General features: G+C 71.1%; 22 protein-coding genes. 12 read left to right on the top strand and 10 right to left on the bottom strand.

From position 1 onward, the window contains the following. Positions 1 to 61 precede the first annotated feature (61 nt). Positions 62 to 1,180: a phosphoserine transaminase gene (gene serC / locus ABT009_RS31655; RefSeq protein ID WP_351302634.1), complete on the top strand. Its 1,119-nt coding sequence runs from the start codon at positions 62 to 64 to the stop codon at positions 1,178 to 1,180. Positions 1,181 to 1,250: 70 nt separating this feature from the next. Here serC and ABT009_RS31650 read toward each other — a convergent pair whose 3' ends face one another. Next, positions 1,251 to 2,765 (bottom strand): cellulase family glycosylhydrolase, encoded by a 1,515-nt coding sequence (locus tag ABT009_RS31650; protein ID WP_351302631.1) that lies wholly within the window; start codon positions 2,763 to 2,765, stop codon positions 1,251 to 1,253. A gap of 159 nt (positions 2,766 to 2,924) precedes the next feature. Further along, positions 2,925 to 3,908 (bottom strand): WD40 repeat domain-containing protein, encoded by a 984-nt coding sequence (locus tag ABT009_RS31645; RefSeq protein ID WP_351302628.1) that lies wholly within the window; start codon positions 3,906 to 3,908, stop codon positions 2,925 to 2,927. 100 nt (positions 3,909 to 4,008) lie between these two features. Here ABT009_RS31645 and ABT009_RS31640 point away from each other — a divergent pair, with 100 nt between their 5' ends. From ABT009_RS31640 to ABT009_RS31630, 3 genes are all read left to right on the top strand, one after another. Further along, positions 4,009 to 4,698: a GDSL-type esterase/lipase family protein gene (locus ABT009_RS31640; RefSeq protein WP_351302824.1), complete on the top strand. Its 690-nt coding sequence runs from the start codon at positions 4,009 to 4,011 to the stop codon at positions 4,696 to 4,698. A 99-nt stretch (positions 4,699 to 4,797) separates the two neighbouring features. Beyond that, positions 4,798 to 5,385: a Uma2 family endonuclease gene (locus ABT009_RS31635; protein WP_351302625.1), complete on the top strand. Its 588-nt coding sequence runs from the start codon at positions 4,798 to 4,800 to the stop codon at positions 5,383 to 5,385. A 66-nt stretch (positions 5,386 to 5,451) separates the two neighbouring features. Further along, the gene (locus ABT009_RS31630; RefSeq protein ID WP_351302623.1) at positions 5,452 to 6,441 is read left to right on the top strand and encodes an aldo/keto reductase; all 990 of its coding nucleotides are present in this window, start codon (positions 5,452 to 5,454) and stop codon (positions 6,439 to 6,441) included. 399 nt (positions 6,442 to 6,840) lie between these two features. On the opposite strand, the gene thpR is transcribed toward ABT009_RS31630, so the two are convergent. From thpR to ABT009_RS31615, 3 genes are all read right to left on the bottom strand, one after another. After that, a complete protein-coding gene (thpR, locus tag ABT009_RS31625; protein ID WP_351302620.1) occupies positions 6,841 to 7,410 on the bottom strand; it encodes an RNA 2',3'-cyclic phosphodiesterase in 570 nt (189 codons plus the stop codon). A 212-nt stretch (positions 7,411 to 7,622) separates the two neighbouring features. Then, complete coding sequence (locus ABT009_RS31620) at positions 7,623 to 8,972, bottom strand: MFS transporter (protein WP_351302617.1); 1,350 nt, start codon at positions 8,970 to 8,972, stop codon at positions 7,623 to 7,625. 156 nt (positions 8,973 to 9,128) lie between these two features. Further along, complete coding sequence (locus ABT009_RS31615; RefSeq protein WP_351302614.1) at positions 9,129 to 9,566, bottom strand: MarR family winged helix-turn-helix transcriptional regulator; 438 nt, start codon at positions 9,564 to 9,566, stop codon at positions 9,129 to 9,131. A 167-nt stretch (positions 9,567 to 9,733) separates the two neighbouring features. Between ABT009_RS31615 and ABT009_RS31610 the strand changes: the two genes are divergently transcribed. After that, positions 9,734 to 9,964 (top strand): ribbon-helix-helix protein, CopG family, encoded by a 231-nt coding sequence (locus ABT009_RS31610; RefSeq protein WP_351302612.1) that lies wholly within the window; start codon positions 9,734 to 9,736, stop codon positions 9,962 to 9,964. A gap of 32 nt (positions 9,965 to 9,996) precedes the next feature. Here ABT009_RS31610 and ABT009_RS31605 read toward each other — a convergent pair whose 3' ends face one another. Next, on the bottom strand, positions 9,997 to 11,454 hold the full coding sequence (locus ABT009_RS31605; RefSeq protein WP_351302609.1) for an NCS2 family permease: 1,458 nt from the start codon (positions 11,452 to 11,454) through the stop codon (positions 9,997 to 9,999). A gap of 292 nt (positions 11,455 to 11,746) precedes the next feature. Between ABT009_RS31605 and ABT009_RS31600 the strand changes: the two genes are divergently transcribed. Beyond that, the gene (locus tag ABT009_RS31600; RefSeq protein WP_351302607.1) at positions 11,747 to 12,019 is read left to right on the top strand and encodes a DUF2530 domain-containing protein; all 273 of its coding nucleotides are present in this window, start codon (positions 11,747 to 11,749) and stop codon (positions 12,017 to 12,019) included. A gap of 70 nt (positions 12,020 to 12,089) precedes the next feature. Next, entirely contained in the window at positions 12,090 to 14,501 is a 2,412-nt protein-coding gene (locus ABT009_RS31595; RefSeq protein ID WP_351302605.1) for an HAD-IC family P-type ATPase, read from the top strand. Between the two features lie 82 nt (positions 14,502 to 14,583). Here ABT009_RS31595 and ABT009_RS31590 read toward each other — a convergent pair whose 3' ends face one another. Both ABT009_RS31590 and ABT009_RS31585 read right to left on the bottom strand, forming a co-directional pair. Then, positions 14,584 to 17,880: a sacsin N-terminal ATP-binding-like domain-containing protein gene (locus ABT009_RS31590; protein ID WP_351302602.1), complete on the bottom strand. Its 3,297-nt coding sequence runs from the start codon at positions 17,878 to 17,880 to the stop codon at positions 14,584 to 14,586. 489 nt (positions 17,881 to 18,369) lie between these two features. Then, positions 18,370 to 19,290 (bottom strand): DUF3027 domain-containing protein, encoded by a 921-nt coding sequence (locus tag ABT009_RS31585; RefSeq protein ID WP_351302600.1) that lies wholly within the window; start codon positions 19,288 to 19,290, stop codon positions 18,370 to 18,372. A 428-nt stretch (positions 19,291 to 19,718) separates the two neighbouring features. Between ABT009_RS31585 and ABT009_RS31580 the strand changes: the two genes are divergently transcribed. The 4 genes from ABT009_RS31580 (at position 19,719) to ABT009_RS31565 (ending at position 23,440) form a co-directional block, all read left to right on the top strand. Continuing rightward, positions 19,719 to 21,113, top strand: a complete 1,395-nt coding sequence (locus tag ABT009_RS31580) for an MFS transporter (RefSeq protein WP_502990001.1) — start codon at positions 19,719 to 19,721, stop codon at positions 21,111 to 21,113. Between the two features lie 92 nt (positions 21,114 to 21,205). Next, positions 21,206 to 21,706: a DUF2771 domain-containing protein gene (locus ABT009_RS31575; RefSeq protein WP_351302597.1), complete on the top strand. Its 501-nt coding sequence runs from the start codon at positions 21,206 to 21,208 to the stop codon at positions 21,704 to 21,706. A gap of 11 nt (positions 21,707 to 21,717) precedes the next feature. Continuing rightward, positions 21,718 to 22,524: a futalosine hydrolase gene (locus ABT009_RS31570; RefSeq protein ID WP_351302594.1), complete on the top strand. Its 807-nt coding sequence runs from the start codon at positions 21,718 to 21,720 to the stop codon at positions 22,522 to 22,524. Next, the gene (locus tag ABT009_RS31565) at positions 22,517 to 23,440 is read left to right on the top strand and encodes a 1,4-dihydroxy-6-naphtoate synthase (RefSeq protein ID WP_351302591.1); all 924 of its coding nucleotides are present in this window, start codon (positions 22,517 to 22,519) and stop codon (positions 23,438 to 23,440) included. The genes ABT009_RS31570 and ABT009_RS31565 overlap by 8 nt, the downstream gene beginning before the upstream one ends. A gap of 26 nt (positions 23,441 to 23,466) precedes the next feature. Here the strand turns inward: ABT009_RS31565 and ABT009_RS31560 are convergent, their stop codons facing one another. Beyond that, on the bottom strand, positions 23,467 to 23,850 hold the full coding sequence (locus ABT009_RS31560) for a cold-shock protein (protein ID WP_351302588.1): 384 nt from the start codon (positions 23,848 to 23,850) through the stop codon (positions 23,467 to 23,469). A gap of 181 nt (positions 23,851 to 24,031) precedes the next feature. Between ABT009_RS31560 and ABT009_RS31555 the strand changes: the two genes are divergently transcribed. Beyond that, positions 24,032 to 24,280: a hypothetical protein gene (locus ABT009_RS31555; protein WP_351302585.1), complete on the top strand. Its 249-nt coding sequence runs from the start codon at positions 24,032 to 24,034 to the stop codon at positions 24,278 to 24,280. Positions 24,281 to 24,331: 51 nt separating this feature from the next. Here ABT009_RS31555 and ABT009_RS31550 read toward each other — a convergent pair whose 3' ends face one another. After that, on the bottom strand, positions 24,332 to 24,955 hold the full coding sequence (locus ABT009_RS31550) for an HAD family hydrolase (RefSeq protein ID WP_502990000.1): 624 nt from the start codon (positions 24,953 to 24,955) through the stop codon (positions 24,332 to 24,334). Between the last annotated feature and the right edge of the window lie 20 nt (positions 24,956 to 24,975).

Here is a 24,975-nt window from a genome sequence, read left to right as displayed (position 1 = left end):
CCCCGTCTCATCGGACGGACACGTTTCCGGCCGGTTTCGTCGAGCGACTAGGCTCCGGACCGTGGCTGAGATCCAGATTCCCGCTGACATCAAGCCCGCCGACGGACGTTTCGGCGCGGGCCCCTCCAAGGTGCGCACGGAGGCGCTGGACGCCCTGGCCGCCACCGGCACGTCCCTCCTGGGCACCTCCCACCGCCAGGCCCCGGTCAAGAACCTGGTCGGCAAGGTCCGCGAGGGCGTACGCGACCTCTTCCAGCTCCCCGAGGGCTACGAGGTGATCCTGGGCAACGGCGGCTCGACCGCCTTCTGGGACATCGCGACCCACGGCCTGATCGAGAACAAGTCGCAGCACCTCAGCTTCGGCGAATTCTCCTCGAAGTTCGCCAAGGCCGCGAAGCTCGCCCCGTGGCTCGCCGAGCCGACGGTCATCTCCACCGACCCCGGTACGCACCCCGAGGCCGCCGCCGAGGCGGGCGTCGACGTCTACGCGTTCACGCACAACGAGACCTCGACCGGTGTGGCCATGCCCCTCAAGCGGGTCGAGGGCGCCGACGCGGGCTCGCTCGTCCTCGTGGACGCCACCTCCGGCGCGGGCGGTCTCCCGGTCGACATCGCCGAGACCGACGTCTACTACTTCGCGCCGCAGAAGTCCTTCGCCTCCGACGGCGGCCTGTGGATCGGCATCTTCTCCCCGGCCGCGATCGAGCGCGCCGAGCGCATCCACGCGTCCGGCCGCCACATCCCGGAGTTCTTCAGCCTCCCCACGGCGATCGACAACTCCCGCAAGAACCAGACGTACAACACCCCGGCCCTCGCCACGCTGTTCCTGCTCAACGAGCAGCTGGAGTGGATCAACGGCCAGGGCGGCCTCGACTGGGCGGTGCGCCGCACCGCGACCTCCTCGCGGACGCTCTACGGCTGGGCCGAGGACGTCAAGTACGCCAACCCGTTCGTCGCCGACCCGGCGAAGCGCTCGCAGGTCATCGGCACGATCGACTTCTCGGACGACGTCGACGCCGCCGCGGTCGCCAAGGTGCTGCGCGCCAACGGCATCGTGGACACCGAGCCGTACCGCAAGCTGGGCCGCAACCAGCTGCGCGTCGCGATGTTCCCGGCGGTCGAGCCGTCGGACATCGAGGCGCTGACGAAGTGCATCGACTACGTGATCGAGAAGCTGTAGCCGCTTCTCCCACGTACTCCGTACGTCGACAGGGGCGCCCGGCGTGTCACCCACGCCGGGCGCCCCTTTCTCATGACGCCGTACAGGTCAGCTCCGGCACGGCTCCGCCCCCGGGCGCACCCCCGAACCCGAAGCTCGCAGAACCACCCACCGGCACGCTCCCGCCGTAAGCGGTGTTCGAGGCGACGACGGTCGCCCCACTCTGCGTGTATGCGGCGTTCCACATGTTCGTGACCTGCTGCGAGCCGCTCCACGTCCACGTCACCTTCCAGGACGTGAGCGCGGCCGTCCCTGTGTTGGTCACGGTCACGTCGGCGTTGAAGCCACTGCCCCAGTCACTGCTGACCTTGTAGGCCGCACTGCAGGCCGCCGCGGTGTCGCCGCCGCCGTCGTCCCCTCCCCCGTCCCCGCTACTGGGAAATCCCGGCGCCTTGATGCTCGCCAGATACCCGTCCTTGACGGTGTCCACGGTCGACCAGTCGTCCTTCAGGATTCCGCCCGTGTCACCGGAGTTGGGGTTCCAGGACCAGAAGGTCCAGGAGATGCTGTCGGCACCGTACGTGTCCGTGGGCCGCAGATACGCGACCAGCGCGGCCAGCCACTTCTGGTCGACCGTGGACTGGAGCGTGGTCCCGAACTCGCCCACCCACACCGGCGCGATGTTCTGCTTGAAGATGTAGCCCCAGTACTTGTCCCAGATCCCGGGCATGTTGTCGGGGAAGCTCGGATCGCTGAACCAGCTCTGCTGGGCCACGCTGGTCGCGTAGTCATGGGCGGAGTAGACGACCCGGTTCGCCACGTCCAGCTCGACCGGATACTTCGCGACACCCATCAAGTTGCCGCCCCACCAGCCCGACACGCCGTCGTACGTCTGCACGCCCTCGACGAGGATCAGCAGTTCGGGGTTGACGGACAGGACCGCGTTCCCCGCCTTCTGGGCGGCCAGCCGCCAGTCCTTAGCCGGGTCCCCGCAGCCCCAGCAGGCGGGATCATGCGGCTCGTTGTGCAGGTCGATGCCCACGACAGTGGGGTCGCCCTTGTAGCGGTTGGCGAGCGCCTTGAGGTTGTCGATCCACGTCGACTCCGGGACCGCACTCGTGTACCAGAGCGCCGACTGCCCGCCCGAGTCCGGCCGGTGCCGGTCGAGGATGACCTTCAGGCCGTCCTGACCCGCGTACGACACGATCTTGTCCAGGATCTGCAGCGAGTTGAGCCCCTGCAGGTCGGCGTTCTTGCCGCCGGAGAAGTCGATGCTGTTGGGCGTCGTACCGCTCTTGAAGACGTCGTCGCTGTACGGCAGCCGGATGGTGTTGTAGCCCAGCGACTTCATCTGGTCGATCATGCTCTTGTAGTCGCGTGACCAGAGGCCGTGGACCACGTAGTTGCCGGTCTCGAAGCCGAACCAGTTGATTCCGGCGATACGGACGGGCTGGTCCGCCGTGTCCAGGATCTGCCGGCCGCTGGTGTGCCAGTAACCGGCCCCCGGGGCCTCGGCGGCGGATTCGGCGTGCGCGGTCTGCGCGCCCGCCAGAGGTAAAAGGAGCGCTGCGGCCACACACAGCACTCTTCGAAGGCCGCGGAACATCGTGGCTGGTTCCTCTCGGTAGGCGCGGCCCCGGAACCGGTGGGAGCGCTCCCACGTACCGCGCACCCCCATGGAAGCGATAGATCATGAGCACGTCAATACTTCGGACATGGGATCGGCTCACGCGCGCGTGGCTCAAGCGTGGCAGCCGACCGCCCGTCAGCGGCGCCGCAGCAGCCGCTTCAGACCGAATACGACGGCCAGGGTGACGGCGAGAGCGACCGCGCCGGTACCGAAATCGGCGTCAAAAGCGGGCCCGCCGCCCGTGGCCGCATCGTCACGCGAATGACCGCTCGCCGAAGGAGACTTGGAGGCCCCACCGTCCCCCTCCTTCACCTCGACGGGCTCGACCGGACTCTGCTCCCCCTCGCTGCCGTACATCAGGGCGGAGCCGTCCGCCGTGTAGGTCACGGACTCGCCCTGGCTCTGCAGCGGCACGCTCAGCCGCCCCTCCCGCTCCGGCTTCCCGTCGCGCCACGCGTAAAGCGCCCCGCCGAAGTAGCCGCGCAGGGCGAGGTGCTTGCCGTCGGGCGAGAAGGCGCCGTCGGTCACCCAGAGATCCGTGCCGGCCACGCGCTTGAAGACGTTCGTGCCGGAGGAGGAGAGCCGGGCCGGGCCTTCGTAGAGCGACCCGCCGTCCTCCTTCTTGTCGGCGATGTACACCCGCCCCGTCTTCGGATGCACCATCAGCGCCTCGGCGTCCCGCGGCCCGTCCTCGTACTTCACGACGAACTGCGTGGCGCGGACCGTCTGGTCGCGCAGTTTCTTCGGCTCGGGGAGCTTGTAGATCCAGACGTACGGCCACTTGCCGCCGAGGTTGTCGCCGATGTCGCCGACGTAGAGGTTGTCGTCGGGCCCGATCGAGATGGCCTCCATGTCACGCACCCGGCCGACGCCCGTCATGGTGACGGTCGCGACCGTCTGCCCGGTCTTCGAGTCGATCGCGTAGAGATACGCCCCGTCGTCGCTGTCGTTGTGCGTCCAGTAGATGCCGGGGTGGAGGTGCGAGGCGGCGAGGCCGCTGGACTCGGTGATCCGCGGATCCTTGATCGTGAACCCCTCGGTGCCGCCGTCGGCGAGGGCGGCGGGCGTCGACAGTGCGACAAGGAGGAGGGCACCGGCGAGCGGCGGCAGGGAGCGCATGCCGTCAAGCGTGCCACCTCGCCCATGTGTTCACCGGGAGTGTCCAGCCTCACATTCCCGGCCGCCCCTGGCCAAGGGCGTGATCGAGGAAGATGAGCGGATGCTCAGGTTCATGCCCGTCGGGGACTCCATGACGATCGGCAGCGCGGGCGAACACACCTGGCGCTACCGGATGTGGCAGCACCTGCGCGGGACATACGGTGGCCCGTTCAAGATCGTCGGCCCGCGCGAGACGCTGTACGACAAGGCATCGGACGCTCCCGTCTCGTACGAGTACCGGGACCCCGACTTCCCGCGCCACGCCCGCCGCCACCTCGCAGGCTGGGGCGAGGGCTGGCTGCACATGGCCCCGCTGATCCGCGAGACGGTGACCCGCGAGCGGGCGGACGTGCTGCTGGTCTCCCTCGGCCTGATAGACCTCGGCTTCTACACGACCGCCGAGCAGACCGCGGAGAACATGCGCCGCTTCGTCACCGAGGCGAGGCTGGCCGACCCCGGGGTGCGCATGGTCCTCCTGCCGGTCATCCCGAACGTACGCGCAGAAGCGGACGCGGAGTTCGCGACCGAGGTCGGCCGCTTCAACGAACTCCTGGCCAAGGCCATCGCCGACCTCGACGAGCCCACATCCCCTCTCCTCCTGGCCTCGATCCCCGAGTCGTACGACATCCACCTCGACACGTACGACGGGACGCACCCGAACGCGAGCGGGGAGCACAAGCTGGCGGGGGCTTTCGCGGATGCGATGTATCAGGCGTGGGGGTTGGGGGCGCCGTACGACGCTCGGGCTTAGTCGGCGCTGTGTTCGTTCGGTAAGTGACTGTGTCACTGTGCGTATCGTTGTACTGCGCGGCTGCACTTGTCCGAGAGGCAGCCGGGGAGGAGCGCCACGATGACCGTCCTGGAAGACAGGATCGAGATGGCCGACGCCAACACCAAGCGTCTGGACGAGTGGTTCGAGCGCCTTGAGCGTATGCCCGTCCCCGAAGGATTCAGGGTCGAGATCGTCGGGGGCAACGTCCACATGACGCCGCAGCGCGACACCCATTGGGAAATCATCCGCCGGATCGTGCGGGCCCTCGAAGACAGGTTCGGGATGGACGTCAGAGTGTTCTCGGACGTCCGGATCGACTTCCCGGGTCACGAGAACGGCTTCTGTCCGGACGTCGCCAAGCTCAGCGACTCCGCAAAGAAGGACGACGAAGGTCGCTGGCGTTACCAGGACGTCGAGTTCATCGCGGAGGTCATCTCCGAGGGCACGGCTCCCAACGACTACGGCCCCAAAAAGACCGCGTACGCGCTGGCGGAGGTTGCCGTCTATCTGATCGTCGACCCGTACGTCGGAAAATGCCGCCTGTTCACCCAGCCCAAGGACGGCGAGTACATGAGCGACACGTCCATCAGCTACGGCGTGGACGTCGACATGACCAGCACCCCCCTCGGCCTCACCCTCAAGACCGACGAGTTCCCCCACGACTGACCCGCGCCCCGCCCCACAGAAACTCCCCTTGCCTAGAGCGCACTCCACGGCGTTGGCTAAAGCCTCATGAAGTACACGCAGCTCGGACGTACGGGTCTCAAGGTCAGCCGGATCGTGCTCGGGACGATGAATTTCGGGCCCCAGACCGATGAGGCCGAGAGCCACGCGATCATGGACGCGGCGCTGGACGCCGGAATCAACTTCTTCGACACCGCCAACGTGTACGGCTGGGGCGAGAACAAGGGCCGCACCGAGTCGATCATCGGCAACTGGTTCGCCAAGGGCGGTGAGCGGCGCGACAAGGTCGTGCTCGCCACCAAGGTGTACGGGAACATGGCGCCCGACGGCGACGCCTGGCCCAACCACGACAAGCTGTCCGCCGTGAACATCCGGCGGGCCGTCGACGCCAGCCTGAAGCGGCTGCAGACGGACTACATCGACCTCTACCAGTTCCACCACATCGACCGCCAGACACCCTTCGAGGAGATCTGGCAGGCCGTCGACGTTCTGGTCCAGCAGGGCAAGATCCTCTACGCGGGGTCCTCGAACTTCCCCGGGTACAAGATCGCCCAGGCCAACGAGACCGCCGCCAGGCGCGGCAGCTTCGGGCTGGTCAGCGAGCAGTGCCTGTACAACCTCGCCGAGCGCCGCGCCGAGATGGAGGTCATCCCGGCCGCGCAGGACTACGGCCTCGGGGTCATCCCCTGGTCCCCGCTGCACGGCGGGCTGCTCGGCGGCGTGATCAAGAAGGAGACGGAAGGCGGCCGACGGGCCTCCGGTCGCTCCGCCGACGCCCTCGCCAACAGCGCCGTACGCGAGAAGGTCCAGGCGTACGAGGACCTGCTCGACAAGCACGGTCTCGAACCGGGCGAGGCGGCGCTCGCATGGCTGCTCACCCGGCCCGGCGTGACCGGCCCGATCGTCGGCCCGCGCACCGCGGCCCAGCTCGCCTCGGCGCTCCGCGCCGTCGAACTGGAGCTGTCGGAAGAGGTGCTCACGTCCCTGGACGAGATCTTCCCGGGCCCGGGGCCGTCACCGGAGGCGTTCGCCTGGTAACGGTGCCGCACCCGGACCGACCGGCTCGGCCGGGGGACCGGGGGATTGCCCCGGGACAGCACAGCCCGGGGCCCGGGCCGTCGCCGGAGGCGTTCGCCTGGTAACGCTGCCGCACCCGGACCGGCCGACTCGGCCGGAGGACCGGGGTCGCCCCCGGGACGACAGCCCGGGGCCGGAGCCGTCGCCGGAGGCATTCGCCTGGTAGCGGCAGCCCAGCCGTCCCGGGGCTTCGCCCGTCGGCACCCATAGCCGCCCCTGGCCGGCAGGCCAGGGGCGGTGCGCCTTGCGGGGGCGGGGGTCTACTTGCCCACGGCCGCCGACAAGGCCACCACAACGAACATCAGCACGAGCACACCGGCCATGATCCGGTTTCTGGTCTTCGGGTCCACGTACTCGAGGTTAACCGGCCCCTCCGAGCGGCCAGCGGGCGACCGTCTCGTAGCGCGGCTGTTCACCGCGCACCCCTGACACGGGCAGCCGGCTGCGCACCAGGCGCAGCTCGTCCACGGTCCACTCGCTGCCCGCGAAGTGGCGCAGCTCGGCCACGTACGGCCGAAGGTCCTGCGGTCGCCGGGTGCGGGCGATGGACAGGTGCGGGCGGTAGTGGCGGTGCTCGCCCGTGTCGATGCCGGCCTTGCGGGCGGCCGCCTCCGACCGCTCGGCCAGCAGCCGCATGGTGCCGACGTCGCCCTCGGCCCCGACCCACAGCGCCCGGTCGCCGAAGTGGCCGCCGCCGTGCAGGGCCAGCGGGAACGAGTCGGTGCGACGGGCGACCCTGGCCAGCCGCTCCGACAGCTCAGGGACCGTCTCGTCCGCCACCTCGCCGTAGAACGCCAGCGTGAAGTGCCAGCCCGGGTGGGGGGTCCAGCGCAGAGTGTCGGCGCCGGGCAGGTGCCTCACCCTGTCCACAGCCGATGCGAGTTCACGGGACGCGTGGTCCGGGGGCACCACGGCGGCGAAGAGTCTCATGGTCAGAGTCTGGCCCAGAGCTGTGCCACCGCACGTCCGCTAGAGCGCCCACAGCACGCCGGTCCCGCACCCGGCGGGCGCAGGCCCCGGCCCGGGACGGCGGCACGCCCGCGCGGCGCCCAGCCCCTCGCGCGCGGCACACCGGCCGGGCCGCCGAGGCCGCACCCTCGGCGCTCGCCCACAGCAGACTCACGACTCCGGCCCCGGCACGCTCACGCCGCCGCAGCCAGCTGCTCCCGCTCCCGCGGTACGAACCGCACATGCGGATGGCCCCGGTGCCAGCCCACCGAGAGGCGCAGGCCGCCCAGGCGCGCCAGGATCAGGCCGACGGCGACGGCGGCCGCGGCCGAGACGATGCCGCCGGCGGCGAAGCCGACCCTGGCCCCGTACGTGTCCGTGACCCAGCCGACGAGCGGCGCACCCAGCGGCGTACCACCCGTGAAGACCATCATGAACAGGCTCATCACCCGCCCGCGCATAGCGGGATCGGTGGCCATCTGCACGGACGAGTTGGCCGTGACGTTGACCGTCAGGCTGACCATGCCGATGAGGACGAGCAGCCCGGAGAAGATCCACAGGGACGGCGCCATGGCGGCCACCACCTCGAGGACACCGAAGGACAGCGCGGCCATGACCAGCAGCCGCAGCCGCGACGTACCGCGCCGGGCGGCGAGCAGCGCGCCGGCCAGCGAACCGACGGCCAGCACGGTGTTGAACATGCTGTACGTGCCCGCGCCGGCCTGGAACACGTCGTCGGCGAAGGCCGACAGCCACACCGGGAAGTTGAAGCCGAACGTGCCGATGAACCCGATGAGGACGATCGGCCAGACCAGCTCCGGCCGGCCGGCGACATAGCGCAGGCCCTCGCGCAGCTGTCCCTTGCCGCGCGGTGCGCGCTCGATCTGGTGCAGCTCACGGGCCCGCATCAGCAGGAGGCCGGCGATGGGGGCGGCGAAGGACAGACCGTTGAGCAGGAACGCCCAGCCGGTGCCGACCCCGGTGATGAGGAGGCCGGCGACCGCCGGGCCGATGAGGCGGGCGGACTGGAAGTTCGCCGAGTTCAGACTGACGGCGTTCTGCAGCTGGCCGGGCCCGACCATCTCGGACACGAACGACTGGCGGGCCGGATTGTCGACGACCGTGACGAGGCCGAGGGCGAAAGCCGTGAGGTACACGTGCCAGACCTGGACGTGTCCGCTGAGGGTGAGTCCGGCGAGGGCGAGGCCCGTAAGGCCCATCGCGCACTGGGTGAACAGCAGGACCGGGCGCTTGGGGAGGCGGTCGACGAGGACGCCGCCGTAGAGGCCGAAGAGCAGCATCGGCAGGAACTGCAGTGCCGTGGTGATACCGACCGCGGCGGATGAGCCGGTGAGGCTGAGCACCAGCCAGTCCTGGGCGATGCGCTGCATCCAGGTGCCGGTGTTGGAGATGACCTGCCCGGTGAAGAAGAGCCGGTAGTTCCGGACCTTCAGCGAGCTGAACATATTGGTCTTGGTGGGGGCGGATGTGGAGTCGTGGGCGGCTGGTGCGGGTGCGGAATCTGCTCCGTTTCCCGTACTCAAAGGTTCTCGCCTCCTTTGGCGGTCGCGGTCACTTCGTACGCTCGGCTCGTGTGCCCGGCGGCTCGTGTGCCCGGCGCGGCGTCGCGGCGCTCTGCCCGGACTCGGACGACCGGACTCCCTCGAGGGGGCGGCCCGGCCGGCCCCCGGCGCGGCCGGTCAGAGCTGGGCCAGCTTCTCCAGGACCGGGGCGGCGGCGCGCAGCTTCGCCCACTCGTCCTCGTCGAGGCCGTCCACCAGCTCCGCCAGCCACGCGTTCCGCCGGCGGCGGCTCTCCTCGAGCATGGCTTCGGCCTGCTCGGTCTGCGTCACGACCTTCTGGCGGCGGTCATCCGGATGCGGCTCCAGACGGACCAGTCCCTTGGCCTCGAGCAGGGCGACGATGCGGGTCATCGACGGAGGCTGTACGTGCTCCTTGCGGGCGAGCTCGCCCGGCGTGGCGCTGCCGCAGCGGGCCAGGGTGCCGAGCACCGACATCTCCGTGGGGCTCAGCGACTCGTCGACCCGCTGGTGCTTGATTCTGCGCGACAACCGCATCACGGAGGAGCGCAGTGCGTTCACGGCGGCAGCGTCGTCGCCATGCGTGAGATCCGGCATGTTCTTTAGAGTAACTCATTACTCTGGCTAAGTACCACCGGGAAGGCGTGACCATGCTCACCGTGACGGCGCACCGAGGGGCCCCTGGGCCCCCATGTCACCCATATGAGTGATCCAATTGCCGAAAGTGACGCATGGGCCGGTCCGGTCCGGCAACCCTCGTCCCCATGGGGACCGACGTGCTCAGCCTGCGCCTGGACCGTGAGCTGCTCGAGCGGCTCCGCCGGCATGCCGCGAAAAGAGGAATGAGCGTCCAGGACTATGTCGTCCGGACGCTCATTCGCAGTGACTTCGACGAGCGGTTCCAGTCCGCCGTCGAGGAGACGGAGAGGTTCTACGGGGCCACCGAGAGGCTGTACGGGGCTGGGGCGCCATGGCCCCGCAGCCCCGCCGAATGACCAGCCCCGCTGGATGACCGCCTACGCCGCCGTCACGTGAGGCCCAGCGCCGGCATCAGGTAGTAGAAGGCGAACACGGCCGACACCACGTACATCGCGGCCGGCACCTCGCGGCCGCGGCCTGCCGCAACGCGGAGGACCGTGAAGGCGATGAAACCCATGCCGATGCCGTTCGTGATCGAGTACGTGAACGGCATCATCAGCATCGTCAGGAAGGCCGGGATCGCGATCGTGTGATCGCTCCAGTCGATCTCCCGGATGGAGCCGGCGAGGATCATGAAGCCCACCGCGACCAGCGCGGGAGTGGCCGCCTGGGACGGCACCATCGTGGCGAGCGGGGTCAGGAAGAGCGAGACCGCGAAGAGCGCGCCGGTGACGACGTTCGCGAAGCCGGTCCGCGCGCCCTCGCCGACGCCCGCCGTGGACTCCACGAAGCAGGTGGTGGCCGAGGAGGAGCTGGCGCCGCCCGCGGCGACGGCGAGGCCGTCCACGAACAGGACCTTGTTCATGCCCGGCATGTTGCCGTTCGCGTCGGTCAGCTTGGCCTCGTCGCCGATGCCCATGATCGTGCCCATCGCGTCGAAGAAGCACGACAGCAGCACGGTGAAGACGAACAGCAGGCCCGTCAGGATGCCGACCTTCTCGAAGCCGCCGAAGAGGCTCACCTTGCCGATGAGTCCGAAGTCCGGCGTCGAGACCGGGTTGCCCGGCCACTTCGGAGCGGTCAGGCCCCATGACAGGGCCGGCACCTTGGCGACCGCGTCGATGATCACCGCGGCGACCGTCATCACGACGATCGAGATCAGGATCGCACCGGGCACCTTGCGCACGATCAGCGCGAACGTCAGCAGCACGCCGACGATGAAGATGAGAACCGGCCAGCCGTTGAGGTGCCCGTCGCCGCCGAGTTGCACCGGCACGGTGGTGTGGGCAGCGTCCGGGATGCGCGTGACGAAACCGGAGTCCACGAGGCCGATCAGCAGGATGAACAGGCCGATACCGATCGCGATGGCCTTGCGCAGGCCGAACGGCACGGCGTTCATCACGCGCTCCCGCAGGCCGGTGGCCACGAGCAGCATCACGACGAAGCCCGCGAGGACCACCATGCCCATCGCGTCCGGCCAGCTCATGCGCGGGGCGAGCTGGAGGGCCACGACGGTGTTGACGCCGAGTCCGGCGGCCAGCGCGATCGGCACGTTGCCGATGACGCCCATCAGGAGGGTCGTGAACGCGGCGGTCAGCGCGGTCGCCGTGACCAGCTGGGCGTTGTCCAGCTGGTGGCCGTACATGTCCTTCGCGCTGCCGAGGATGATCGGGTTCAGCACGATGATGTAGGCCATCGCGAAGAAGGTGGCGAATCCGCCGCGGATTTCCCGCGGGATGCTCGAACCTCGCTCGGAGATCTTGAAGTAACGGTCGAGCGCACTGCTCGGAGGCTGCTGCTGGGGCTGCTCCGGAGTGGCGGCCTTGGCGGTGGCCGAGGTGGGCATGCGGGAACCTCAGGGGTGCGGGTGATTCACGGAACTTGATCGCGTCCTCGCGTCCGGCCGTCGACGGTCAACAACAGGTTTGTCTTCGCGTTCTCTGCGATCGCTCAGTTGTCACTGTTGGAGCTTTGTACGAACAGAAGTAGCCAGACTTGGACCGTTTCAGTATGAACATATGAGCCACATATCGCCATCTCCGCGCGTAGACCCCTTGCGGCACAAGGAATCCGGCGTCGCGCGCGTGCTCCGTACGGGTGCCGCGGGCCGGCCCTTCGGGCCCTCGTAAGCTGTGCGCATGGCGAAATGGACCCCCAGGCACGAGGCCCCGGAGCCCCTTGAGGGGCCCGTGGTCGCCACCATCACCGGCGGCACGGTCCTGTGGTTCGTCCTCTTCCTGGCGCAGCTGCCGTTCTACGGGTGGTTCGACGAGCACGGGCATACGTGGTGGCTGTGGACGTGCCTGGCCGGCGGGGGGCTGGGACTGATCGGCGTCTGGTACGTGCGGAAGCGGGATGCGGCGATCAAGCGGGACGCGACGGGTGAGGCCGGCGGCGAAGCCGCCGGCTAGGGCCACGACGCAGGGCCCGCCGAGTGCGCTCGGCGGGTGAAGGCGTCGTTCCGCCCGTACCGTCGTTTGCATGACGCCTATCGATGCGGGCGCCGAGCTCGATCCGGTGCACCCCGTGCCGATACCCCGCCGTGCACCCGCGCCGGGGCTGACCGCCGCCGAGGTCGCCCGGCGGGTGGCGCGCGGCGAGGTCAACGACGTGCCCGTGCGCAGCAGCCGCTCGATGGCGGACATCGTCCGGGCCAACGTCTTCACCCGCTTCAACGCGATCATCGGTGTGCTGTGGGTGATCATGCTGTGCGTCGCGCCGTTCCAGGACAGCCTGTTCGGCTACGTGATCCTCGCCAACACCGGCATCGGCATCATCCAGGAGCTGCGCGCCAAGAAGACGCTGGACTCCCTCGCGCTCATCGGCGAGGCGAGACCGACGGTGCGGCGGGACGGGGTCGCCGCCGAGATCAGCACCTCCGAGATCGTCCTCGGGGACCTAATCGAGATCGGGCCCGGTGACAAGATCGTCGTGGACGGTGCCGTCGCGGAGGCCGACGGCCTGGAGATCGACGAGTCGCTCCTCACCGGCGAGGCCGACCCCGTCGTCAAGAGCCCGGGCGACCCGGTGATGTCCGGCAGCTTCGTGGTGGCGGGCGGCGGCGCGTTCACCGCGACGAAGGTGGGCCGCGAGGCGTACGCCGCGCAGCTCGCCGAGGAGGCGTCCCGCTTCACGCTCGTCCACTCCGAGCTGCGGACCGGTATCTCCACGATCCTCAAGTACGTGACGTGGATGATGATCCCCACCGCGCTCGGCCTGATCATCAGCCAGCTCGCCGACGAGACCGACGACTCCGGCTTCAAGGACGCCATCGCCCGTACCGTCGGCGGCATCGTGCCGATGGTGCCCGAGGGGCTGGTGCTGCTGACCTCCGTCGCCTTCGCGATCGGTGTCATCCGGCTTGGCCGAAAACAGTGCCTCGTGCAGGAGCTTCCGGCGATCGAGGGGCTCGCCCGCGTCGACACCGTCTGCCTGGACAAGACGGGCACGCTGACCGAAGGCGGCATGGACGTCACCGAGGTACGCACGCTGGACGGCGCGGACGGGACGTACATACGCAAGGTCCTGGGCGCCCTGGGCGAGTCCGACCCGCGGCCGAACACCAGCCTGCAGGCGATCATCGACGCGTATCCGGACAGCGACGAGTGGCGCTGCACGGAGTCGCTGCCCTTCTCCTCGGCCCGCAAGTACAGCGGGGCCAGCTTCAGCGAGGGCAACGGCGAGTCCAGCTCCTGGCTCCTCGGAGCCCCCGACGTACTGCTGCCCACAGGACACCCCACGCTGGACGAGACCGAGCACCTCAACGAACAGGGCCTGCGGGTGCTGCTCCTGACCCGCGCGGTCAGGGAACTGGACGACCCGCAGGTCACGGCCGGCGCGCGCCCCACCGCGCTCGTCGTACTGGAACAGCGGCTGCGGCCGGACGCCGCCGACACCCTGCGCTACTTCGCCGACCAGAACGTACGCGCCAAGGTGATCTCCGGTGACAACGCCGTGTCGGTCGGTGCGGTCGCGTCGAAACTCGGCCTGCCCGGCGCCGAGAACACCCTCGACGCACGCTCGCTCCCCGAGGCGCGCCCGGAGATGGCCGAGGCCCTCGACGACCACACCGTCTTCGGCCGGGTCAGCCCCCAGCAGAAACGGGACATGGTCGGCGCACTGCAGTCGCGCGGGCACACGGTCGCGATGACGGGCGACGGCGTCAACGACGTCCTGGCGCTCAAGGACGCCGACATCGGTGTCTCCATGGGCTCGGGATCCGAGGCCAGCCGGGCCGTCGCCCAGATCGTGCTTCTGAACAACAGCTTCGCGACGCTGCCCTCGGTCGTCGCGGAGGGCCGCCGGGTCATCGGCAACATCACGCGCGTCGCGACGCTCTTCCTGGTGAAGACCGTCTACTCGGTGCTCCTCGCCATCCTGGTGGTCTGCGCACAGGTCGAATACCCGTTCCTGCCGCGCCATCTGACCCTGCTGTCCACTCTGACCATCGGCGTCCCGGCCTTCTTCCTCGCCCTCGCCCCCAACAAGGAACGCGCCCAGCCCCACTTCGTGCGGCGCGTCATGCGGTACGCGATCCCCGGCGGGATCCTCGCCGCAACCGCCACCTTCGCGACGTACCTGCTGGCGCGCCACCACTACACCGGGCCCGACGAACTGGACGCCGAGACGAGCGCGGCGACCCTCACGCTCTTCCTGATCGCCATGTGGGTCCTGGCGATCATCGCGCGCCCCTACACGTGGTGGCGCATCGGCCTCGTCGCGACGATGGGCGCCGGATTCCTGCTCGTCCTCGTCGTGCCCTGGCTGCAGCACTTCTTCGCGCTGAACCTGGTGGGCACGACGATGCCGTGGGCCGCGGTGGCCATCGCGGCGGTGGCGGGGGTTGCACTGGAGTTCCTGTGGCGGTGGGTGGGGCGCAGGTTCCCGGCGTAGGGGCGGCCGGTTCGGGGCGTAGGGCCTGTTCGATGGCCGGGCGGCCACCCGTCGGACCGCCCGGCCATCGACCAGCCCGGCGTCAGTCGAACCAGCGGTCCCGGGCCAGTTCCTCCGTACGGGACGGGTCCTCCAGGAGGGCCGCGACCTCGAAGCGGCGCGGCCACTGGCCAGCCGCCCAGGCCAGCCCCGCCGCAACGCCCTCCAGGGTCGCCGCGTGGACCGTGCCGTCGGGCGTCTGCCGCCAGTCCAGCTCCGTGCCGGCCACGACGAGTTCCTCGTACTCGGTGTACGTCGCCGGGGTCGCCGGCCCCAACAGCACCCGCACCGACTCGGGGACCGGATGCACGACTCCCTCGCCCGTCACCTCCGCGGTCACGGTCTCGCTGAGGCGCCGTACCTGGAACAGTTCGGCGAGGTCAGCGGCGCGCGACGGACGTACGGGGAGCAGGGGCAGCCCGGCGGTGAGCGGCAGCAGGTCGGGGGCGTCCGCGACCACCGCGTCCGCCGCGTCGACGACCGTGACGCGGCCGTCCACGACGGCCCGCAGGTCGTCCGGGAGCGTCACCTGCTCCGGGTCGAGGTCCGCCAACAGGCCGTAGATCGCTTGGAGTTGGGCCGACGTGACGTCGCGCTCCGGGTCGGCGAGGCGGTCGAGCAGCTCGGCCGCGCCGCCGGGTTCGGAGAGGAGCGCGTCTACAGAGGTTCGGACGCCGAGCGCCCGCAGTACCTGCTCGTCGTCGAAGCCCGTCGCGTCCGCCGAGTCGTACAGCCCGGCCAGCAGCGGGTCCCCACCCGCGGCCCGCAGACCGGCCGGGCGGCGGCCGTCGAGCACCGGGTGACCGCGCAGCCACCAGGCCGTGTACGGGCGGACCGTCTCCGTCGTGCCGTCCGGCAGCAGAATGCGCACCGGCTGGGTGAGTGCGTCCCGCAGCGGCGGCTGCGACAGCAGGGCGAGGGCCCGCGGCCAGCGGTCGTCGTCGACGAGGTCGAGATCGCGTACGGCGATGATCTCGGTGGCGACCGGCGGTACGGGGGTGTCGGGGAGCCGGTCGAGGACGTCCTCGCACCAGACGTCGACGGCGTCGAGCAGACCCGCGTCGTCGGGCTCGGGGAAGTCGCCGCTGCGCGGCTCCAGTTCGTCGGGGTCGAGGACCACGTCTGTGGCGCGGACCAGCGCAAAGTTCGCGAGGACACCGCAGGCGGCGAGCGGCTGCTCGCCCCAGCGCCCGGCCAGTTCGGCGTCCACCTCGGCCAGTTCGCCCTCGCGCATGACCTGCGCGAAGGGGCTGCCGGGCAGTACGAGTTCGCCCGCCGGGGCGAGTTCCCCTTCCTCGTCGGGCAGCGCGAGCGCACCGAGCCACGGCTCGTCGCCCGGCTCGAGCCCGGCATCCCGGACGAGCGCGAGGACGAGCTCCGCGAGCTCCTCCGCGTCCAGCGTGTCCTCGTCCCAGGTGTCGTCCTCCAGCGAGCCCGCGACGGCGGCCCGCACCTGAGGCGTCGTCAGGACGGCACGGGGCGTGGCGGGCAGCGCGCCGAGCTTCTCGAGGAGAGGGTGCGCGCCGTCGGGATGCGCGACCTTGAGGCCGAGACGGGCCAGGGCGGCAGCGGCCGGAGCAGCGGTCTCCGCCGAGGGCTCGCCGCCCGCTTCAGCGACCTCGCGGGACGGCGGCACCGGCAGCAGCACCTGCCGGGGACCGATCGTCGTACGGCCGTCGGCGAGCGGCACCGGCAGCCCGGAGAGGCGGTCCGGGTCGACGCCGACGAGGCTGTCGTACAGCCGCCGCCACCAGGCGGGCTCCCGTTCCAGACCGGCGAGCCGGTCGATCGCCTCGGTCAGCGGGACCCGGGCGACGCCCAGCGTGCGCAGCTCCACGCGGCGTTCGAGTCCTGCGGGCAGCAGGCTCGGCAGCACCTCCGCGAGGACGCGCACCGTGTCGGCGCCCGCGCCCTCGACGACCTCCGCCTCGCGCGGCCGCAGCGCCATGGGGCCGGCGGCCGCCGTGCCCGCCAGCTGGGCCCCGCCCTCCGGGGCCCAGACCGGCGCGGCCTCTGCGCGCGGTGCCCAGGCCGGCGCGGCCTCGGCTTCCTCGAGCGGCCAGGCCGGGGCGGCCTCTGCGCCCTCGCGCTCCACCGCGGGCGGCAGGAACGCCGTACGCGGCAGCCGGTCGAGGATGGCCTGGCGCAGCGCCCCGTCCAGGACGCCCTTGCCGAGCGGGCCCGGCACCAGGTCGATCAGTCCGGTGGTCAAGGGGCGCCAGGCCGCCAGCAGTTCGGCGTACGCGTCCGCGGCCCGCTGCACGAGGAAGTCGGTCAGCGGGCCCGGCGCGGCGTGCCGGCGCATCGTGTCCAGCGGCAGGGACGCGATGAGCAGCGCCGGTACGCCGAGGGCCTCGTCGCTCGGCGTCGGTGCGTGCACGACGGGTGCGGTACGGGGGCGGCGCGGGGCGCCTTCCTCGTCCACCGGGACGGCCCAGGTCACCGACCAGTAGGGGCGCAGCCGCTCCTCGACCGGGCGGTCGGCGAGCAGCTCGTGGTCGAGGGACCCGTGGTGGCTGACGGTGCGCCAGCGGCTCGTGCCGTCGCGGGTGTCGTCGATGACGATGTCGGAGGCGGCCTCGGGGTGCGGGCGCCGCCGCAGCGTGCGGACGCCGTCCGCCCCCTGGGTCTCGACGACGACCTCCTCGAGACCCGGGAGGCTCAGCAGGAGGGCGTCGTCGATGCCCTCGAGCAGCCGCTCGACCAGGTCTCCTGCCGCCGCGTCGCGCAGCGGCAGGATGACCACGGTGTCGTACCCCTCGGGGGCTGTGCCCTCGGCGGGGAGCGGCAGGCGGAGAAGCGGTACGTGGCCCTCGCGGCGGCGCAGCTCGTCGCCGAGGCCCGGGCTGTGGCGCGCGGTCTCGTCGGCCAGCGCGCGGGCCTCGGCGAGCGACCACCGTACGCCGCCGTGGCGGCCGACCAGCGCGGGCTCGTCGGTCACGGCGAGCACGGCGGCGAAGCCGACGCCGAAGCGGCCGACGGCTGCGGTCTTGCCTTCGCCGTGGTCCTCTCGCTTCGCGGAGGCACGCAGCGTCGACAGGGACTCGACGCCTGTCGCGTCGAGGGGGGCGCCGGTGTTGGCGGCGGCGAGGACGCCGTCGCGCAGGGTGAGGCGGAGCCGACCGGGTACGCCGACGCGTGCCGCCGCGTCGGCGGCGTTCTGCGCCAGCTCCACGACCAGGCGGTCGCGGTAGCCGCCGAGCGCCAGGTCCTCCTCGGCGTTGGCGTCCTCGCGGAACCGGGCCGGGCTCGCGCCCCAGGCGTCGAGCACCCCGCGCCGCAGACGCGCCGTCCCGAACGGATCCGCCCCCTCCGGGGCCGGCCGCACGAACTTGCTCACGGTGGTCACTCCTTGCCTCCGGCACGGTTGCTCTTTCCGGCACCGGCGCGGTTACGCGCCGCCGCCGCCCGAAGGTACCGCGCGCCCGCGGATGCGCGACTCCCGGCGGTGGGTCGGGGCGTACGCGTCCGCGGGTCCGCCCCCGTTCGCCACCTGCCGGTGGGTGAGTCGGGGCCGCGCCGGGATGTACGTCCTCGGTCTGGCGCCGAACCGTACGTCGTCCGGCGAGCCCGGAATTCGCGCCAGCCGCTGCGGGCGCACATCCCGCCACGTCCCCTCCGTCCGGAGGGCGCCGCGGGCCGGCCCCTGCCGTTGTGGGCAGGCGTTCCGCAGGGCTGGGGGCACCTCCCAGCGGTAGCTGGGGGAGGGTGGGCACAACCCACGACGTACGGTGCCGTGAAACCGTGGGGCAGCCCCGGCTTGGGGCGGCCCACCACGACGGGGGCACCCGAAAAGACGAGCGCGCCCAAAAACCGCGGCCGCCGGAGGCTAGGAGTGGCCGAACTCCTCGGCAGGCCCCTCCGTCTCGACGGACCCCGAGTCCGCCGCAGGCCGCAACGGCATCTCATCCACCCGAGTCTCATCAAGCACCGGCGGAGCCGGCCGCGGCGGCTTCGGCATGACCGCCGCCTCGGAGTGCGCCCCACACCCGTACGCCAGGGAGACCACCCGGCCATCGGCCGGCGAGAACTCGTTCGAGCACACCCCGAAGGCCTGCCGCAGCGACCCGGCGAGCGGCACCAGAAACCCACAGGACAGGCAGGACGCGGGCGCGGCCTGCGCCATCTGCGTCTTCGGCCCGTACGACTCCTCCCAGCGGTCGGCCGCCGTGTGCAGCCCGTACCGCGAGAGCACCCGCGCCCGCCGCATGCCGAGCTCCTCGGCGACCGCCGCGATCGAGCCGCGCGAGGGCGCGACCGGCAGGTTCGCAGGCGCCCCGCCCGCGACCTCGGCGTCCTCGGCCTCGACGAGTTCGGCCATCTCATCCGACACGGCGGAGTTCGGCGGCGGCACTTCCTCGCCGCTGAAACCGGGCTCGAGCCGCAGATCCTCCGCCTCGGTCGGCAGCAGATCGCCAGGACCCAGGTCCCCGGGCCTCAGCCGCTCGCTCCACGGCACCCACTCCGGGGCCAGCAGCGCGTCGGAACCCGGCAGCAGCACGGTCTCGTCCAGCGTCACGAGCTTGGCGCGGGAAGCCCGCGCCACCGTGACGGCCCAGCGCCAGCCCCGGTACCCGGGCTCCTTGCACTCGAACAGGTGCGTGACGACCCGGTCGCCCTCGACGACCATCCCGACATGCTCGCCGACGACACCGGGCGCGGCTGTCTCCTCCGCCGCGGCACGGGCGAGCTCGACCGCCTCGGCGCACAGGCGGTCAGGGGTACGGCTTCGCGTTGTCGCTGCGCTCACAGGTATCGCTTCTCTCCTACGCCGTCTCACGAGTGCGCCGTACGGCAGTGGATGCACCGGGAGCGGGACGGAGCGGACCTGGGGGCCGCGTCGACGTCCGCGCCCGGTTCGTCCCGGGCGCACCTACGTCACCCATTCTGCGGGATGACGGAGGGGTGCGCGGCCGCGGACTGCCGTTAATTGCGCGCTACGCACGCTACCCTCTCCCGGCCCCTGGGCCCACACCGACGTCCGGGCCCACCCGTCTTTCCCGTACCCGGGGCTGCACCACGGTTTCGACGCACTGTACGTCGTGGGTTGTGCCCACCCTCCCCCAGCCCAGCGGAACGATTGCCCACAACAGTCACCGGACCGCGCCGCCCATCGGAACCGCGCCCATACGCGCGGTAACCGCACTACCCACCCCGCACACGGGGCACTATGACGGAGTGGCAGCCGCAAAATCGTCCGCCTCGACCAGGGAGGCAGGTCCGGTCAGCAGGGGCGCCCGCACGGTCGGGCGTGCCCTGCATCTGCCGTTCACGGGGGCAGCACGCGGCATCAGAAGGGCGACGCACGCGCACGGCGCGGGCGAGTCCGGCCTCGGCAAGCTCATCGAGCTGCACGGCGTGAACGGCGCGGGCGACGTGATGATCACCGTCGCCCTCGCCTCGACGGTCTTCTTCTCCGTACCGACCGACGAGGCCCGCGGCCGCGTCGCGCTCTACCTCGCCATCACCATGGCGCCCTTCACCCTCCTCGCCCCCGTCATCGGCCCCCTCCTCGACCGCGTCCCGCACGGCCGCCGCGCCGCGATGGCCGGCGCGATGCTCGCACGGGCGCTGCTGGCGCTCATACTCTCGAGCGCGGTGGTGACAGGAAGCCTGGAGCTGTATCCGGCGGCCCTCGGCGTCCTCGTCGCCTCCAAGGCGTACGGCGTGGTCCGCAGCGCCGTAGTGCCCCGCCTGCTGCCGCCCGGCTTCTCCCTCGTCAAGGCGAACTCGCGCGTCACGCTCGGCGGCCTGCTCGCCACCGGCGTGGCGGCCCCGATCGGAGCGGGGCTGCAGATCCTCGGCCCGCGCTGGCCGCTGTACGGCGCGTTCGTGATCTTCGTCGCGGGGATGTTCCTGTCGTTCTCGCTGCCGCCCAAGGTCGACTCGGCGAAGGGCGAGGCCAAGGCGCTGCTGGCCGCGGACGAGGAGCATCTGCACGGTCCGCACCTGAAGAAGACGACGGGACGGCGCCCGGGACTGCGTACCGTCGGCCCGGCCGTGACGCACGCGCTCGCCGCCAACGCGGCGCTGCGCTGCCTGTCCGGCTTCCTCATCTTCTTCCTCGCGTTCCTGCTGCGCGAGCACCCGATGGCCGGGCAGAGCGCCGCGGTGTCGCTGGGCATCGTCGGCGTGGCTGCGGGCACAGGCAATGCGCTGGGTACGGCCGTCGGGGCCTGGCTGAAGGCCCGGGCGCCGGAGGTGATCATCGTGACCGTCGTCGCGATCGTGCTGGGCGTGGCGATCACGACGGCGGTGTTCTTCGGGGCGTTCCTCGTCGCGTGCCTCGCTGCGTGCGCCGGGTTCGCGCAGGCGCTGGCCAAGCTGTCGCTGGATGCGCTGATCCAGCGGGACGTGCCCGAGCTGGTGCGTACGTCGGCGTTCGCGCGCTCCGAGACGCTGCTGCAGATGTCGTGGGTGGTGGGCGGCGCGATCGGTATCGCTCTTCCGCTCAACGGCGTACTGGGGCTGTCGGTGGGCGCCGGCATCGTCGCCATCGGCTGGCTGTCGACGGTACGCGGCCTGCTGGCGGCGGCCCGGCACGGCAGCACCGCACGGGCCCGGGTGGCCTGACCGAACCGGCTGGGCACTCCCGTGTGACACAACCCCGCGGCACGCCGTACCCCACATGGCATGGCCTCGCAGGGCGCCGATAGCCTTCAGCCATGACCTCCCTGCCCCGCGGCAGTGCCGCTCGTGAACACCGCCCGGCGAACCGCCGTCGCGCCGTCGCTGCCATCGGCGCCGTCTCCGCCGGACTCCTCGTCCTGTCCGCCTGCGACAAGCCGACGCCGATCGCCACCATCACGGTCGGCGGCAACTCGGTGCACTCGGAGGCCTCCTGCTATGCGGACGGTGAGGCGCTGAAGGCCGCCCAGCTGCAGGAGTGCCTGAAGGACAAGGACATCGAGACCATCAAGGTCGACCCCGACGAGACCGTGCGCTTCGGCGTGGATCCGGAGATCGCGGAAAAGGGCTGGACGATCCTCATGAACGGCCAGGCCCTGACCGACGCCAGCACCAAGACGTACCGCACCATCCCCGGCAGCGTGTTCTTCAACCAGCAGTACGGGGCCAGCGGCTCCACCACGACCGTGAGCATCCTCGAGGGCGACAGCTCGAAGGCCATCGGCCTGTGGTCGTTCAAGCTCAAGAAGAACGCCTGAGCACGGCCTCCGTGCGGGTTCTCGTGGCCACCGCGGTCCCCGTCGAACGGGACGCGGTGGCGCGGGCCTTCGCCTGCCCGGCGCGGGAGGTGGCGCTCCCCGGGACGACCCTGCACCGGGTCGAGCCCGCGGCCCCGCCGGCCGAGGCACCCACCGGGGCGCCCGCCGCCCCTCCCGTCGGCATACCCGCCGCCACTCCCGCACCCGCGATGGCCGCCCGCACCGGGAGCCGGTACGACCTCCTCGCCGCCGGCGTGGGCCCCGCCGCAGCGGCCGCCGCCACCGGGGCCGCCCTCACCGCTGCCGCGCTCGCCGGGGAGCCCTACGACCTCGTCGTCTCCGCCGGCATCGGCGGAGGGTTCCCGCCCGACGCGCCCGTCAACTCGGTCGTCGTCGCCGACACGATCACCGTCGCCGATCTCGGGGCCGAGACCGCCGACGGCTTCGTACCCGTGACCGATCTGGGCTTCGGCACTGTCACCCACCGTCCCCCGCGATCACTCGTACGGGACGTGGCCGCTGCCACCGGTGGTGTGACGGGCACCGTCCTGACCGTCTCGACGGTGACCGGCTCGGCCGCGCGCGCCGCCGAGCTGCGCGCCCGCCACCCGGACGCCGTCGCCGAGGCGATGGAGGGGTTCGGTGTCGCCGAGGCGGCCGCCGCACACGGCCTTCCCGTGCTGGAGATCCGCACGGTCTCCAACCCCGTCGGTCCGCGCGACCGCGCCGCCTGGCGTATCCCGGAGGCGCTCGCCGCGCTCACCGAGGCGTTCGGGAAGACCGTGCACGTAGTGGAGAGTTGGAAGAAGCATGACTGAGCAGCCGCAAGCGCAGACGGAGACCGGTACGGAGTCGGAGACGCGGCCGGGGGCCGGACGGCCGGAGACGGGCGCCGCGCCCCTTAAGATCGCGTACTCCCCCTGCCCCAACGACACCTTCGTCTTCGACGCCTGGGCGCACGGCCGCGTCCCCGGCGCCCCGGCGCTCGACGTCACCTTCGCCGACATCGACATCACCAACGGGATGGCCGAGCGCGGCGAGTTCGACGTGCTGAAGGTGTCGTACGCCGTGCTGCCCTGGGTGCTCGACGAGTACGCCCTGCTGCCCTGCGGCGGCGCGCTCGGCCGCGGCTGCGGGCCTCTCGTCCTCACCCGCGAGCCGGGCGCGGACCTGCGTGGCAAGACGGTCGCCGTGCCGAGTGAGAAGTCCACGGCGTATCTGCTGTTCCGGCTGTGGGCCGCGGACACCGTGCCGGGCGGGGTCGGGGAGATCGTGGTGATGCCGTTCCACGAGATCATGCCCGCGGTGCGTGACGGCAAGGTCGACGCGGGTCTGGTGATCCACGAGGCCCGCTTCACCTACCAGAACTACGGTCTGCACTCCCTCGCCGACATGGGCGAGCACTGGGAGCTCACGACCGGGCTGCCGATCCCGCTGGGCGCCATCATCGCCAAGCGGTCGCTGGGCGCCGGGACCCTGAGTCTGCTCGCCGAGTCGGTGCGCACCTCGGTCCGCATGGCGTGGGACGACCCGGAGGCCTCACGCCCGTACGTCCTGGAACATGCCCAGGAGATGGACCCGGCCGTCGCCGACCAGCACATCGGGCTGTACGTCAACGAGTTCACCGCCGACCTGGGCGAGGACGGCTACGCGGCGATCCGCGGGCTCCTCACACGCGCGGCGGCCGAGGGGCTCGTACCGCCCCTCGGCCCGGATGCGCTCGCGTTCCCGTGAGTGCTTACGCGTGAGTGCGTGCGTGCTTATACGTCGAGCTGGTCCGCTACCGCTCGCAGCAGGCCTGCGATCTTCTTGCCGGAGGCCTTGTCGGGGTAGCGGCCCTTCTCCAGCATGGGCGTGATGTTCTCGAGCAGCGTGGTCAGGTCCTGGACGATCGATGCCAGTTCATCCGGCTTGCGGCGCTGTGCCGCCGCCACGGACGGGGTCGGATCCAGCACCGTCACCGACAAGGCCTGGTCGCCGCGCTGGCCGGCGACGACACCGAACTCGACGCGCTGGCCCGGCTTGAGTGTGTCGACGCCTTCGGGCAGTACGGAGGAGTGAACGAAGACGTCACCGCCGTCGTCGCGGGAGAGAAAGCCGAAGCCCTTCTCGCTGTTGAACCACTTGACCTTGCCGGTAGGCACCTGAAGTCCTCGTCCTCGTACTCGTCTGCGCCGCTTCGTCGGTTGAGAGCGGCAGGGGAAAACGGCTCTGGATAGCAGTACAGCGGGTCGCGTGACCCGCCGGCTCCAAGCCTATTGGTCCGGGGGCCCGTGACAAGACGTCGCCGGACTGTTCCTATGCGCTGGGAACTACCCTGGTGCGGTGCGTAACAAAACCCAAGCGAATTCGGCCGGAGCGGGTGACCGGCTGGTGCGGGCCGGTGCGATCGTCTTCTTCGCCGGGGCCGTGGCCACCCTGGTCACCGTGGCACCGATGCTCCTCGGCACCAAGCCCTTTCCGACCTTCATGTTCGGCCTGAGCATGCTCATGGGCGTGGGCTTCGCGATCGCGGGCGCGGGTGTGCTGCGCTCCATCGCGGCACAGCGCCGACAGGCGCGGTCGGCGCGGTAGTCCGTCGGGCCGCTCGGCGCCGGCTCGCGGTGCGGTCGCGGTGCGGTCTGGCTAGGCGATGGTGCGGTAGTGGTCCGCCAGCCAGGCCGGGAACTCGGTGAGGTCGCGGAGCACCACGTCGGCGCCTGCCGCGCGTAGCTCCTCCGCGTCGCAGGGGCCGGTCGTCACCGCGACGGACAGCGCGTCCGCGGTGCGTGCGCCGAGTACGTCACCGGTGTGGTCGCCGACGTAGACGCTCGCGCCGTGCTCGCGCAGCGCCTCGGCCTTCCGCTCGGCCCACAGGTCGCCGATGACCTCGTCGGCGTCGATACGCAGATGCGTCAGGTGCAGCTTGGCGTTGGGCTCGTACTTCGCGGTGACGACGATGGCTCGGCCGCCCGCCGCCTGCACGGCGTGCACCGCCTCGCGCGCGCCGGGCATCGCCAGCGTCCCGGAGATCGCGTGTGTGGGATACATCTCACGGTACACATCGGCTATCTCCGGGATCCGGTCCTTCGGGAACCAGTGGGCCAGCTCCACCTCGAGCGGCGGGCCGAGCCGGGTGATGGCGAGATCGGCGTCGATGTACGTGCCCGTACGGGCCGAAAGCGCCAGGTACGCCGCGCGGATGCCCGGCCGGGAGTCGATCAGGGTCATGTCGAGGTCGAAGCCGACCGTCAGAGCGCGCGAGGTCATGCAGGCCATTGTGCCCAGGC

The sequence above is a fragment of the Streptomyces sp. NPDC002896 genome (genome assembly GCF_040295225.1).
GTDB lineage: Bacteria > Actinomycetota > Actinomycetes > Streptomycetales > Streptomycetaceae > Streptomyces.
The sequence above is the reverse complement of the archived record's forward strand: the minus strand, read 5'-3'. Positions and strand labels throughout refer to the sequence as shown.